The organism is Rothia sp. LK2492 (assembly GCF_040946345.1).
Lineage (GTDB): Bacteria > Actinomycetota > Actinomycetes > Actinomycetales > Micrococcaceae > Rothia > Rothia endophytica.
In genome coordinates this window covers 432,571-445,749 of the sequence record NZ_JAYWLX010000001.1, presented here as the reverse complement: position 1 = coordinate 445,749, position 13,179 = coordinate 432,571, and the positions used below count along the sequence as shown (strand labels likewise).

General features: G+C 53.0%; 11 protein-coding genes. 8 read left to right on the top strand and 3 right to left on the bottom strand.

Annotation, left to right across the window (positions count from 1 at the left end; all coding sequences use genetic code 11):
* Positions 1–15: 15 nt before the first annotated feature.
* Together VVR27_RS02050 and VVR27_RS02045 are read left to right on the top strand one after the other, a co-directional pair.
* Positions 16–1,491 carry an MFS transporter gene (locus VVR27_RS02050; protein WP_368546846.1) on the top strand — a complete coding sequence of 492 codons (1,476 nt, stop codon included), beginning with the start codon at positions 16–18 and terminating at the stop codon, positions 1,489–1,491.
* A gap of 232 nt (positions 1,492–1,723) precedes the next feature.
* A complete protein-coding gene (locus tag VVR27_RS02045; RefSeq protein ID WP_368546845.1) occupies positions 1,724–3,334 on the top strand; it encodes a DASS family sodium-coupled anion symporter in 1,611 nt (536 codons plus the stop codon).
* Between the two features lie 4 nt (positions 3,335–3,338).
* Here the strand turns inward: VVR27_RS02045 and VVR27_RS02040 are convergent, their stop codons facing one another.
* A complete protein-coding gene (locus tag VVR27_RS02040; protein ID WP_368546844.1) occupies positions 3,339–3,533 on the bottom strand; it encodes a hypothetical protein in 195 nt (64 codons plus the stop codon).
* A gap of 175 nt (positions 3,534–3,708) precedes the next feature.
* Between VVR27_RS02040 and fbaA the strand changes: the two genes are divergently transcribed.
* The 5 genes from fbaA to VVR27_RS02015 all read left to right on the top strand — a co-directional run bounded on the left by fbaA (position 3,709) and on the right by VVR27_RS02015 (position 9,159).
* A complete protein-coding gene (fbaA, locus tag VVR27_RS02035) occupies positions 3,709–4,731 on the top strand; it encodes a class II fructose-bisphosphate aldolase (RefSeq protein WP_368546843.1) in 1,023 nt (340 codons plus the stop codon).
* A gap of 250 nt (positions 4,732–4,981) precedes the next feature.
* Positions 4,982–6,187: a Fic family protein gene (locus VVR27_RS02030; RefSeq protein ID WP_368546842.1), complete on the top strand. Its 1,206-nt coding sequence runs from the start codon at positions 4,982–4,984 to the stop codon at positions 6,185–6,187.
* Positions 6,188–6,254: 67 nt separating this feature from the next.
* Positions 6,255–6,671 carry a DUF3151 domain-containing protein gene (locus VVR27_RS02025; protein ID WP_368546841.1) on the top strand — a complete coding sequence of 139 codons (417 nt, stop codon included), beginning with the start codon at positions 6,255–6,257 and terminating at the stop codon, positions 6,669–6,671.
* 114 nt (positions 6,672–6,785) lie between these two features.
* A complete protein-coding gene (gene ald, locus VVR27_RS02020) occupies positions 6,786–7,874 on the top strand; it encodes an alanine dehydrogenase (RefSeq protein WP_368546840.1) in 1,089 nt (362 codons plus the stop codon).
* A 586-nt stretch (positions 7,875–8,460) separates the two neighbouring features.
* Complete coding sequence (locus VVR27_RS02015) at positions 8,461–9,159, top strand: HNH endonuclease signature motif containing protein (RefSeq protein WP_368546839.1); 699 nt, start codon at positions 8,461–8,463, stop codon at positions 9,157–9,159.
* Between the two features lie 88 nt (positions 9,160–9,247).
* Here VVR27_RS02015 and dcm read toward each other — a convergent pair whose 3' ends face one another.
* On the bottom strand, positions 9,248–10,519 hold the full coding sequence (gene dcm, locus VVR27_RS02010; RefSeq protein ID WP_368546838.1) for a DNA (cytosine-5-)-methyltransferase: 1,272 nt from the start codon (positions 10,517–10,519) through the stop codon (positions 9,248–9,250).
* A gap of 133 nt (positions 10,520–10,652) precedes the next feature.
* On the opposite strand from dcm, the gene VVR27_RS02005 reads away from it, so the two are divergent.
* Positions 10,653–10,865 (top strand): hypothetical protein, encoded by a 213-nt coding sequence (locus VVR27_RS02005; protein WP_368546837.1) that lies wholly within the window; start codon positions 10,653–10,655, stop codon positions 10,863–10,865.
* A 503-nt stretch (positions 10,866–11,368) separates the two neighbouring features.
* Here the strand turns inward: VVR27_RS02005 and VVR27_RS02000 are convergent.
* A complete protein-coding gene (locus VVR27_RS02000) occupies positions 11,369–12,922 on the bottom strand; it encodes a Sau3AI family type II restriction endonuclease (protein WP_368546836.1) in 1,554 nt (517 codons plus the stop codon).
* Between the last annotated feature and the right edge of the window lie 257 nt (positions 12,923–13,179).

The following is a 13,179-nucleotide window of genomic DNA, read 5'->3' as shown; positions in this document are numbered from 1 at the left end:
GAAAGGACGCCTGTAATGAGCCAACCCGGCACCCCACCCTCCCCTACTAACGGTAGCGGGGGGTCTGCGTCCTTACCGGCTCACACCAGCCCCAAGAAACTGCTGACTGCACTGCTCGTGCCTCTCTTCATGGCGCTCATGGCGGTGTCCGTGGTCAACGTGGCACTCACGCCCATCGGCTCATCACTGGGGGCAAGCTCTAGCCAAACCCAGTGGGTCGTTTCGGGCTATGCCCTTTCTTTCGCGGTGCCACTGGTTGCCGCCGGACGTCTGGGTGACGCTACCGGCCGCCGCCGTATGTTCATGCTCGGGCTCATTCTCTTTACCCTGGGCTCCCTGCTCAGCGGTGTGGCCCCCTCCATCGAGTTTCTGATTGTTGCCCGCGTTCTACAGGGCCTCGGCTCTGGCTTCATTAACCCGCAAACCACTGGCATCATCCAACAAAACTTCACCGGCCAAGCCCGCGCTCGCGCCTACGGTATGTTCGGTTCGGTGGTGGCGCTTGCAGTGATTGTGGGCCCGGTGCTGGGTGGCTTCCTGATTCAAATCTTTGGCGAGTCACTGGGCTGGCGCATGATGTTCCTCATTAACGTGCCCATCGGCCTGCTGGGTGTGGTGCTGGGCCTGCGGTGGATTCCTAGAGACCGCATTGCGCCCTCCTCCAACGCCAAGCGCATGGACCTCGATCCCGTGGGTATGGTTACTCTAGCCTTGGCCGTATTTACTCTTCTTCTGCCCTTTGTGCAACGCAGCGACAACCCGGTTTTCTGGGTCTTTTTACCGCTAGGTTTGGCTCTGCTCGTTTTCTTCGTGATTTGGGAAGGGCGCTACAAGAAGGCTGGGCACCCGCCCATGCTGGACATGGACCTCATCACGCAACCTGCCTTCCGCAACGGCATCATGATTGTCTCCCTCTATTTCTTGGGGAATACCAGTGTTTGGCTGATCATACCTATTTACGTGCAGGGGCATCTAAACCAGAGCGCCCTCATGGCTGGCATGATTGGGGTGCCCTCAGCGCTGGTATCGGCCTTTGTTGCTCCCTGGGCAGGACGCCGTGTGCTGACTTCCGGCCGCCGTATGGTGATGGTGGGGTTCTGCTTCTCTCTACTGGCGATTTCTGGAACGATACTTCTCATCACCCCGGTTGAAAACGGCACTTTGCCGGTCTGGGCGCTAGCAGTGCCCCTGATCCTTCTGGGCATCGGTGGTGGCTTGACTATCTCACCTAATCAGACTCTGACTCTCAAGTCGGTCCCGCCGCAGGTCAGCGGTGTCGCCGGTGGTGTGCTTTCACTGGGGCAACGGATGGGAACCGCTGTGGGTACTGCCCTAATCCCCTCCATTCTTTATGCGCTGACCGAGGCCGGCTTCCACTGGAACCTGGGTATTATTGCAGCCTTCTCGGCTATTATTCTCACCCTCAGCAGCGGGCTTGCCTTCACTATCGCTGACCGCCGGCGTGAGGTGCGCGAGACGGCCTCCGCCTAGAGACATGGGCAGGCTTAGCCCGGCGCCCTGCTCACCCACGCATCTGCAGGGGTGACGCCTTACTAACAGGAGGGGATTGCCCCCTGTTGGTGAGGCGTTACTTATACTGCTACGCCCACCAGCGTCACACACCTGTGAAGTACACTTCACCAAAGGCCTTGTCTAGTAGAGTGAAACGAACCCCCGCATGAGTGCGGGCCAGGAGTTACACACACAACGAAGTGAGGTCTACATGTCAAAACCCCACGTCACGGGCGACCACCTGCAGAAGTACAGTGCAGCGCCCACTCAGGCGATTTCTCAGATTCACCAGTCTCGCGGCTCTCAAGCCCCAGAGGTTGAACAGGGCGAACGCAAAAAGCGCTTCATTGGTTTCATCGGTGGTCTAGCGGCCGCGCTTTTGGTCTACTTCGTCATGCCCGGCGAGGTGCCGGACGCCGCCCGCCTCACTGCGGCAACTGCTGTGCTCATGGGCGGTTGGTGGATGACCGAAGCGATCCCCATCCCTGCCACCGCCCTCCTGCCGCTGGTGATTTTCCCGGTGTTTAATAGCGAAGTTAAAATCAACGATATCGGCGCTAGCTACGGCAACAGCATCATTTTCCTCTTTATGGGCGGATTCCTGCTGGCACTTGCTATGCAGCGCTGGAACCTGCACCGCCGCATCGCCCTGCTGACCCTCAAAGTCATGGGCACCAACCCCTCCATGATGGTTGCGGGTTTCATGGTGGCCACGGGCTTTCTCTCGATGTGGGTATCGAACACCGCCACCGCGGTCATGATGATCCCTATCGGTGTCTCCGTGCTCATGCTGATTGCCCAGGCAACCGGCGGTAAGAACATTCAGATTGAGGACGGCGCCACCCCTGACAGCGATGAGGTCAAGAGCGCTGTCATTGAGTCCAACTTTGGCACTGCGCTCATGCTGGGCATTGCCTACGCGGCGTCCATCGGTTCGCTGGGCACCCTGATTGGTACCCCTCCCAACACCCTGCTAGCAGGCTACATGGCAGATGCACACGGTGTGCAGATCGGTTTTGGTCAGTGGATGATAGTGGGCATGCCCCTCGCCATTGTGGTTCTTTTCTTCTGCTGGTTCATGCTGACCAAGGTACTGTTCAAGCCTGAAATTGATGAGATCCCCGGCGGTAAAAAGCTGATTGCTAACGAGTACCAGAAGCTAGGTAGCATGGGCTCGGGCGAAGGGCAGGTGCTGGGGATTTTCATTCTGGCGGCTCTTGCCTGGATTTTCGTGCCCATCATCTGGTCTGATGCGCCCCCCATCACGGACGCCGGCATCGCAGTGGCTGTGGGTTTACTGCTCTTTGCCCTGCCTGCCCGTGGCAGCGCCAATAAGGGTGTCCGCCTGATTGACTGGGAAACTGCCACCAAGCTTCCTTGGGGCGTCCTGCTACTCTTCGGCGGCGGTCTGGCTCTCTCAGGGCAGTTCACTAGCTCCGGGCTGACCGAATGGATTGGTAGCACGGTTGCCGGTCTGGGCGCTCTGCCCATTCTGCTGATTGTGGCTTTGGTAACTACCGGTGTCCTCTTCCTCACCGAGCTGACCTCCAACACGGCTACCGCGGCGACCTTCCTACCCGTGGCTGGCGGCATCGCCATGGGCATGGGCTACGATCCCATGCTGCTGGCAATCCCCGTGGCATTGGCTGCAACTTGCGCTTTCATGCTGCCGGTGGCAACCCCGCCCAACGCCATTGCTTACGGCTCAGGGTATGTCACCATCGGTCAGATGATTAAGGGTGGTCTGTGGCTGAATATCTTCTGTATCTTCGCCATTACCGCAACCACCATGAGTCTGGCTGTCTGGGTCTTCGGTCTTTAGCCTTTTAGGTTCCGGTGAGGACGCCGCCGGTGCACCTTCCCTGCTCGTTGCGGGAAGGCGCACCGGCGGCGTCCTTGCGTATCAATAGGGAGCGAGCTGAGGGTAAGAGGCGTGCACGTAAACCCATAAAAACCAACATGTAAGCGTTCTCGACCGAGAAAAATTGGGCTTGAGGTGCATTAGACTCTATGATCTTCATGGTTTTAAGTGGGTTTATGACCGAAATTTGTGTGGGAAACCTACCTTAAGCGCGTTCACCCTTGGTAAACTGAGAAGTAGGCAAGTGCCCCTGACCGGTTAGCCCGGCAGCGCTGGTACTAACTCGATCAACAGGCAGCCAACCGGGCCGCCCAACCGACAACCAAGGAGTCAGCATGCCTATTGCAACCCCGGAAGTCTATGCAGAAATGCTTGAAAACGCGAAGACCAAGGGTTTCGCGTACCCAGCAATCAACGTCACCTCATCACAGACCCTCAACGCAGCCATTGCAGGTTTCGCTGAGGCAGGTTCAGACGGCATCATCCAGGCATCAACCGGTGGCGCAGCATACTGGTCAGGCTCAACCAAGAAGAACATGGTTGTTGGCTCACTGGCTTTCGCCGCCTACGCCCGCGAGGTCGCTAAGCAGTATGATGTCAACATTGCTCTGCACACCGACCACTGCCCCCAGGACAAGCTGGACGGCTTCGTTCTGCCCCTACTTGAAGAGTCAGAGAAGGCTGTAGCCCGCGGCGAAGACCCCATCTTCAACTCACACATGTGGGACGGCTCAGCTATCTCCCTTGAAGAGAACCTTAAAATCGCTCAGCAGCTGATCGCTCGCACCGCTAAGAACCACCAGGTTCTTGAGGTCGAGATTGGTGCTGTTGGTGGCGAAGAAGACGGCGTTGAGGGCGCTATCGATGACTCCCTCTACACCACTGTTGAGGATGCCATCAAGACCGTTGAGGCTATCGGTCTGGGCGAGAAGGGCACCTACATGGCTGCTCTGACCTTCGGTAACGTTCACGGTGTTTACAAGCCCGGTAACGTGCACCTGCGCCCCGAGCTGCTCAAGGAAATCCAGACTGAGGTCGGCGCTAAGTACGGCAAGGACAAGCCTTTCTACCTGGTCTTCCACGGTGGTTCAGGCTCAACCGAGCAGGAAATCGCGGATGCCGTTTCATACGGTGTTATCAAGATGAACATCGACACCGACACCCAGTACGCCTACACCCGCCCCGTTGCTGGCCACATGTTTAGCAACTACGACGGTGTGCTGAAGGTTGACGGCGAAGTTGGCAACAAGAAGCTCTACGATCCCCGTGTATGGGGTGCAGCAGCTGAAGCTGGCATGACCGCTCGCGTGGTTGAAGCAGCTCAGCAGCTGGGCTCAGCAGGTACTTCAGTGAAGTAGTCCCTAGCTAGCTAGTTCTACAGGCGCGGTGCGTCCTTCTTTCGGGGAGGGCGCGCCGCGCTTTTGTGTGCGTGGGCTGTGCACCGCAGAACGGGGCGGCGGCTTAACCCTAAAAATGGGCTTTTTAGGTTTAAGGGTGCGTCCGAGCCGTCCCTTAAACGTAAAAAGGGATGTTTTTACGTTTAAGGAATGGATAGGATGGGGTCTAAATACTAAAAACGGGTGTTTTTACGAGATAGGCAGGGCTGTTATGCAGAAATACAGGTTGCTCAAGAGCGTCTTTCATCAGTACGACCATGATACTGCTGCCTCTGAGGCTCAGCGCAGGCGGTCTAACGGTTTTGAAACGCGCTTTACTGTGGGTGCGGAGACTCTCTTCTATACGGCTACGCCCCGGTTGCTCCAGTTGCAAGAGAAGATTTTGCGCAATGAGCGCTCCATTAAAAACCTGGCACAAAATATCCCTGTAGCGGCACGGAAAAGCTACCTATATAACCTCATCATTAGGGAAATTGCAGCGACTAATGAAATTGAGGGTGTGCGTTCTACGCGGCAAGAAATTATGGACGCTCTTGAAGCAGCGCCAAACGAGCATAAGAAGTTCCGTGAGATTGCGACGCTGTACTTGGAGCTTTCCCAGGGCAAGGTTGAGCCGCCTGTTACTTTAGAGGGCATCCGGGCTACCTATGACAGCCTCTTTGGCTCTGAAATTGAAGAGGATGATCGCCTTGATGGCGATCTATTTAGGACTGGTCCGGTATACGTGCGCGACGGTGCTAACGAGGTTATCCATGCCGGAGCCAAAGATGAGGGGGAAATATCTGAGCAACTCAAAGCAATGTTGGAACACCTGGAAGACGACAGCGCCTCCTTCCTTCTTTCCAGGGTGGTTTCCCACTTTATGTTTGAGGCAGTCCACCCTTTCTATGATGGCAATGGGCGTTTCGGCAGGTTTTTGCTGAGTGCTCAGCTTCTACATATTTTTTCTGCTTTTACCGTGCTGACTTTGGCTTCTCAAATTAATGGGCAGAGACCTAAGTACTATAGGGCGTTCACAGATGTTGAAGAGCCACTGAACTTTGCTGATGCTACCCCCTTTGTTCATACAATGTTGGAGTTAATCCAAGATGCACAGGTAGCTTTGATGGATGATTTCGAGCTGAAACAGAAGCAGATGTCTGCTCTGGAGTCCCGCCTTGATGTATTGGTGGCTGATGATGAGGAGCTCACCGAGGGTCTATCCGGAACCCTCTACGTTCTTGCCCATGAACGTCTTTTTGGTAATGGATTGGGAGTTACTTGGGATACGCTAACCGAGGTGTCGGGTAGGTCAAGAAGTACGACTCGTAAGTACATCGAGGGGCTTGAAACTAAGGGGCTGGCAGAACGTATCTCATCCCGTCCTTTGTGCATCCGGTTGAGTCAAGCCGGTCGCAGCAGGCTCTTTGAAGATTAGCTGGGGTGGCGTGCCTGGCTAGCGCGTAGACTTTGGTGTAACCGTAAGAACTGTTAAGGAGACCCCCATGTCACTTGCTGGTAAGAACCTGTTGGACGGCCCTGCCCCCACCTACCTGCCCGAAGAAACCGAGCTACTGGCACGCGTCCAGGCCGGCGATATTGGTGAAGATTTGGCTAAGGCCTTCCCCAAGTCCCCACTGGCTTGGGCAACCTTAGCTGAAGAAACCTGGGCAGATGGCCGCGTGCTTGAGGCTTACGCTTATGCGCGCGTGGGCTACCACCGCGGTTTGGACGCCCTGCGCGGCAACGGTTGGAAGGGGCACGGGCCCATCCCTGTGAGCCACGAACCCAACCGAGGTTTTCTGAAGGCGCTCCTGTTGCTGGGTAAGGCTGCAGCTGCGATTGGCGAGACTGACGAGGCGGAGCGCATCGAAAAATTCCTGAACGATTCAGACCCTTCGGCTAAGTCTGAACTGAGCTAGTCACACAGATTTTGTTGCCAGGGCTCTTCACTTCTCTAGGGGGGAGCCTGGGGGCTTGCGTGTAATATGGATTACAACCCCCCAGTTTTCAATGGCGAATTAAAGGAAGTAACCATGCGCATTGGCGTACCCCGCGAAATCAAACCCCAAGAACAGCGAGTGGGGCTGACCCCTGACGGTGTCTACGCACTCACCCAGACTGGTCACCAGGTTTTTGTTGAGAAGGACGCCGGTGTTGGCGCTGGCTTCACTAATGAAGAATATGAGGGTGCCGGTGCGCAACTCGTGAGCCAAAGTGAGGCCTGGGAGCAAGCAGAACTGCTGGTGAAGGTTAAAGAACCCATTGAATCTGAGTACGAGTACCTGCGCGAAGATCTTACCCTTTTCACCTACCTGCACCTAGCTGCAGATAAGCCCCTGACGGAGGCTCTTCTGGCGGCTAAGACTCGCGGTATTGCTTATGAAACCGTGAGTACCGGCCGGGCTCTACCCCTGCTGTTGCCCATGAGCGAGGTTGCTGGGCGTCTTGCAGCTCAGGTTGGTGCTCAGTACCTGCTTTCAACTGAGGGCGGTAGTGGTACCCTGCTGGGCGGTGTGCCCGGTGTTGCGCCTGCCCGCGCCGTGGTGTTGGGCGGTGGCAATGTGGGTACCCAGGCGGCAAAACTTCTGGTGGGTCTAGGTGCCGAGGTCACCATTCTTGAGGGTTACGGGCCGCGGGTGCGCGAACTGGCTGATCTATTTGGCGCATCAGCGCGTATTCTGACCTCAACCCCAGCCAATATTGAGCGTGAAATTATAGCGGCGGACGTGGTAGTCGGCTCCATTCTGGTGCCCGGCGCTCAGGCACCTAATGTGGTGCGTCGTGAGCACCTGAAGCAGATGAAGCCCGGTGCACTACTGATTGATGTGGCGATTGACCAGGGCGGCTGCTTTGAGACCTCCAAACCCACTACCTATGCTGACCCCATTTTTGAGGTAGACGGTATCAGGCACTACTGCGTAGCCAACATGCCCGGAGCTGTACCGCGCACCTCAACTTTGGCGCTGACAGACGCTACCCTGCCCTATGTGCTCAAGCTGGCAGATGGAGTGGATGCAGCCCTAGGAGCTAACCCCGACCTAGCGCTAGGGCTTAACACGGATGCAGGCAAAATTGTTTTTGACGGTGTGGCAGAAGCCTTCCCCGAGCTGCCTGCCGCCTAGATTTTAGAGGTAGCTTAAGGGTGCGGACGCCCGCCCCACCTTCCTGCCCTGTGGCAGGGGAGTGGTGCGGGCGTCATGGCCTTACCTCTTGGTGTCCTGTGTTACCGCAAGTGCAGCGGGGTAAAGAGCCAGTTATAGAACAGGGAGCTGGCTTGATGAGTTTGGTGAACACTATACGCCAAGTAAGAAATTTTCTACTTTTCCGGGCTGCCGCCACCGTTTCAAATCACACATGTTTTAAGCTGCTGGAATGACCCCACAGTACTATCGGCCAGATCTTGTATACCCACAGCTCGCTGTTCCCCATGAACTCGAACAACACAATATTTGGTTAGTCAGGTCGCTCAATGACGAGGTGAACCGAAGGGCTAAATCTGGTCTTGTCTATGACGATGACATCGATTCGCACTACTCATATAGCGACAAAGTACCCAATTGTAAGCAGGTTGCACCTGGTGATTGGCTACTGGTGAGGGACGAGCAGATGCTGTTGGGCGCTGCTGTTATTGAGTCAATTTCTATGGTGTCCGCGCCTGTGGAACGGTTGCGGTGCCCACGGTGCAATGGTACGAGGCTGTACTGGCGCATGACGTCGGAAGACTACCGTTGCGATGGCGTATGTGTTGCTCAGCTTACCGCTGATCAACGCAGCACCAGAGTACCTGTGGTTTCGGTAGAGAACGGGGTCTCCTATAGAGCTGAATTTGGGGATACCTGGTCTGACCTTGCTGGTTCTATGCTTGCGAGTGAGTTCCCCCAGCTATCTGACCGCTGGAATAGGCAGAACAGCATCGTTAAGCTCAACCCTGCTAAGGTGTTGCGCTTCTTTGATCAACTGAATTTCAGTACCCGCCGCCAGGTGGAGGCGGTCTTGACTGATTCGGAGGTTGCTTTGAGGGGTGGGTTTGCCGAAAGAACAGTGCGGACGCGCCGTGGGCAGGCGCAATTCCGTGCCCACCTCATTAGAAAATTTGGTGCTCAGTGTGCTTTTACAGGCCCCTGCTATATCGCTGCGCTGGACGCCGCACACCTCTATTCTTACGCAAGTACGGGTGAGCATGTTGCGGACGGCGGTTTGTTGCTTCGGAGGGATGTGCACAGGCTTTTCGATATGGGGCTGATGGGCGTTGACAATACTCAGCGGATTTCTTTGCACCGCGATTTGGTGACAACCCAGTACAGTCTCTTGCACGGGAGTCCTCTTCAGGCTGAAATTGGTGAGAAGGAGAAAGCCCTGCTGTCTAGGCATTTTGAGGAACACGCGCGAGACCTGGTGCCTGTATAAGCCTTCATGTTAGCTGTAGAAAACTTGAGCGGGGCAGACTTATTGTCTGCCCCGCCCCGCTTATCTTTACTTCAGTATCGGCAGTCTATTAGCTCAGACCAAAGTGACGTTTGTTGATAACTTTGCCCAGAGCGTTGGGTATACCTACAACCAGAGCATTACCCATGCAGAAAGCACGGTGTCCATCGGTAAGACCTGTGTCTGTCCAGCCACGTGGAAAACCTTGAATCTGGTCAAGTTCATCGGGGACAAGGCGGCGTAGTCTCCCTGACTCAGTTTCCACAACGTGTTTAAATCTGGAGGCACCTGCTCCGCCTTCGCCCGTTAGGATGGTGCGGGCAGGTCTATCTAGCGGGTCGGGGAAAGACATCTTACCTTCAGAGTAGGTGTATTTGAAGCCGCTAGCTTTATTAATACGTTCTTCTTTCTTGCCGTCCTTGAGATATTTCCACGATTCAATTTTGCTGGAGTCAATAAAGAACTGCTCGGGAATTTCAGACTCAGGAAGGACGATATCGCCCAAAGTCTGACGGGGCCCGTCATAGGAGGGATAAAGTTTTGCAGTATAAACCTTGCCATCTTGCATAGTTCCAGAGTCTTGGAAACGTGATGTTTTGTGGCTGATACCAAATGAATTGGTTACTTCGTAAGGGTCGATACCAATGGTGAAACTATCGATGCGCTCAATATTCTCAGTGACAGGGAAAGCTTCAGCAAATACGCCGGAGCGGTTATTTACATCTTCTAAATCCCAAGTGCTTTCAGTGAGCTCTGCGTAGATGTATACACGCTTTCGTTTTTGAGGGTGACCGTACTCTGCTGCATTAATTACCCGCCATTCAACAGAGTACCCAAGAGCGTAAAAGCAGGAGAGTATAATGGCGAAGTCACGACCCCGCTGTGTTGATGGTGATTTAAGTAGCCTGTCGACGTTTTCAAGAACAACGTATCGAGGCTTTTTCATTTCGAGAGCGCGATAGATATCCCACCAGAGAACACCTTTTTTGCCCTCGATGCCATGAGACTGAGAGAGGGGCTTAGAAACAGAGTAGTCCTGGCAGGGAAAACCGCCAACAAGCATGTCGGCATCAGGGATAGTGACTTCACCATTCTCGGCCATGGTTAGCGCTTTGTTAATGTCCTCATTGAGGAAGTTCTCCTCACCAAAGCGGGCAATGTAGCAGCGAGCAGCGAATTGCTTAGTGGGTGTTCCTGGAGGTTCCCACTGATTGGTCCAGACTGTCTCGAAATTTCCTGCTGATGGCAGGGTAAACCCGTCTTTATCATAGCCCTCGAAGCCCAAGCGGAAGCCGCCTACGCCAGCGAAGAGTTCAATGATGCGAATTGGCTCGTCGGACATGCCTAACCCCCTGCCGGTAGATAATACTTATAAGAGTATAGATCAGAACTGATGTTCTGATCAAGTAGTGTCTGTTGAGATATTGCGCACTATCTTAATGTTGTCTAAAAATATTATTAGGTGGGAGCTATATGTGGCCACCTCTTCTAGGTCAAACATGTTTTCACCAGACTTGCAGGGAGAAGCTGATGTGCAGCACTTCTTTTACAAAAGTATTAGATACTATCCTGGGCTTTCTGGCACCGAAAAATCGGCACCTGAAGAAGATAGAAATGGTCCTGATTTTACGATGAAAAACCTAAGTCTTTTTGGTGAAAATATGGTGCACAAGGGAACTTCAAGGTAGCACTTGGTTACTGGAAGTACGGAAACTAGGAGGGGTTGCCAACTTTCACTCTTGAGATTATCGGTAGCAGCAATGGAGACATGGGTGATGGGCGGGTGTTCTCGGTGGTGAGGGGTTTGGTGTTTTTGGTGGCTGGTGGGAACTTATAAATAAGCCAGCCTCTAGGGAACGGTTGAAAGATTACGGAATAACTTCAGAAACCTACAGAGATTGGGGCGAATTGGTGTTAAAAAATGCCAATGAGGAAGCTTGAACTAGATTGGTTCAGCCTGGCAAGGAACCCCGAGGGGTGAGCCTGCAACTAAACAATGACAGTTTCGCGACGGTTCTTCACCCTCAAAGTAAGAATTTTAGGACATCCCTTCGAAGCCACCTTTCAAAGGTTTGAAAGAACGCCCAATTATTGTGCTTCTTCCCAAGAATAGCTACTCCATGACTCAGTTATTAGTGGAGAGGTTATTTCCGGTCAGAACATTGAAATTCATCCTTCATCTAAATACGCATCACGGTAGGTTGAGCTTGATTTCCTGCGCAATCAGTTGAGTGTTGAGCCAAAATGCCTGTTTGGTCATCCACTGCCCATCTGGTAGCTGATTTGCGTCTTTTTTAACATTACCTATCTCAGGTCTGCCATCGGTGAAACGATACGCTCGTGCATCCGCTCCCGGGCGTATATGGCAGACAGGGTTATCAGCAACTCCTAGAAAGTTATTGGTTATCGTATTTCCCTTTTGTTTTAGGATGATTCCTTCCCTAAGTTTGTTCTTGGTGTGTAGCCAGTATTCGTAGGCTGTGCCCACGCTATTTTCAAATTCTTCGCCCCCAATCAGCTGCGTTGGGACTGCCCAGAAGAATGCACCGCGTAGATAATAGCCTCTTTCGTCTTCCTGGTAGACCACGAACAGATAGCGTTTGTCGCTAAGCAGGGAGTACCACTCAGATTCCTCCCACTTAGTTTCGGCGTGAAGATCAAAGAACTGGAAGTTTTTCAGTTTCAACTTTTCCTTAATCTTCCCATTCTTCTGTACCCTGACAGCTCGGACAGAGATATTTGCTTTATCGAATTCTTCAATCCGTTTTTTCTTAGAACCTAATAATCGCCACGTCAGAGCATTGTGAAAATTTTTGGCCTTGGGGTTTAGGTCAGGAGCAATCTCAGCTCCGAGGTCGGTCGAGTAGCGCTTTTCGAAAGGAGCGAGTAGATGTAGGACTACGTCGTCGAAAGAATTTTCTTTGAGCTCCCGAAGATTATTAACCAGTTGGTCAGCTTCTTTTTGTTCCTTCTCAAACCGCTGGACTAGCGAAGTCATGAAAGACTGTTTGAGTGAAAAGGCGCGACTTTTCGCAGGTATGTACTCTAGTGATCCATCCTCATTAACCATGGGGTAGAACTGGGTTCGTAGGCTCTTTTCTGCGGTTGCACCTTTGGTGCAGGCCCCAAGGTAATTTGTCATTCCTTCACTGAGCTCATGGGCACGCCCTGCTTGAACCAACTTGGTGATTTTTTCGTAGTCAGCCTTGATAATCTCTAGGTCTTCTCCAGAAATTTGATACCGGTTGACGAACTTAATCATCTGTTCAGTATTTTTTAATGAACGGTCACGCAAATAGTTGATGAGAAGAATGTCCGAAGTTTTTTTCTCGAGAGATGACCCTTCGTACTCAACTGGAATCTCACAGTTGTTGGGAATCATCGTGAGAACCAGCCGTTCACCGGCCTTAATAACCCACTCTTTCTTGCGATTATTGCCATATTCAACCGGTGTAACTTTGAGCTCCATGCCAGCATTGGGGAAGTCGGGCTGTGAGTCAGAGTTGATGGTATAACCGAAATAATGTTCTTCAAGAAGGTTCCCCAACGCCCCCTTGCGGCTACTGTCTGTGAGAGATGCTTTTGGTAGAACCTCAGATAGCTGTAGTGCGAGGACATCTTCAAAAGTTAGATTTCGTAACTCTTCTGCATATCCGAGAATTGCTTCGGCTTCGCTAAAGTTATCTGCTTTTAAATCTTGAAGTTTGTTTACTATACGGTGACGCTTTGTCTCATCTGTAGCCATGGGGGTCCTCTCTAGGGGAGCATCTACTATTCAATTAAAACTCAGTTCTCATTTGCCGGCTAGGAATCTTTGAAAAGTACAACTGTATGTCTGTGTCTGAGCAGAATTCGAGATATCTTCACCACCCGTGCCGTAACCTAACGCCTCATGCACTCACCCTGGTGCTCTGAGTGGAAAGCCTAATAAACACCCTTGTCATGTCATATTTCCAGTGGTAGCAATGGCTATTACAAGCAGAAACGAACAAGGGAGAAACC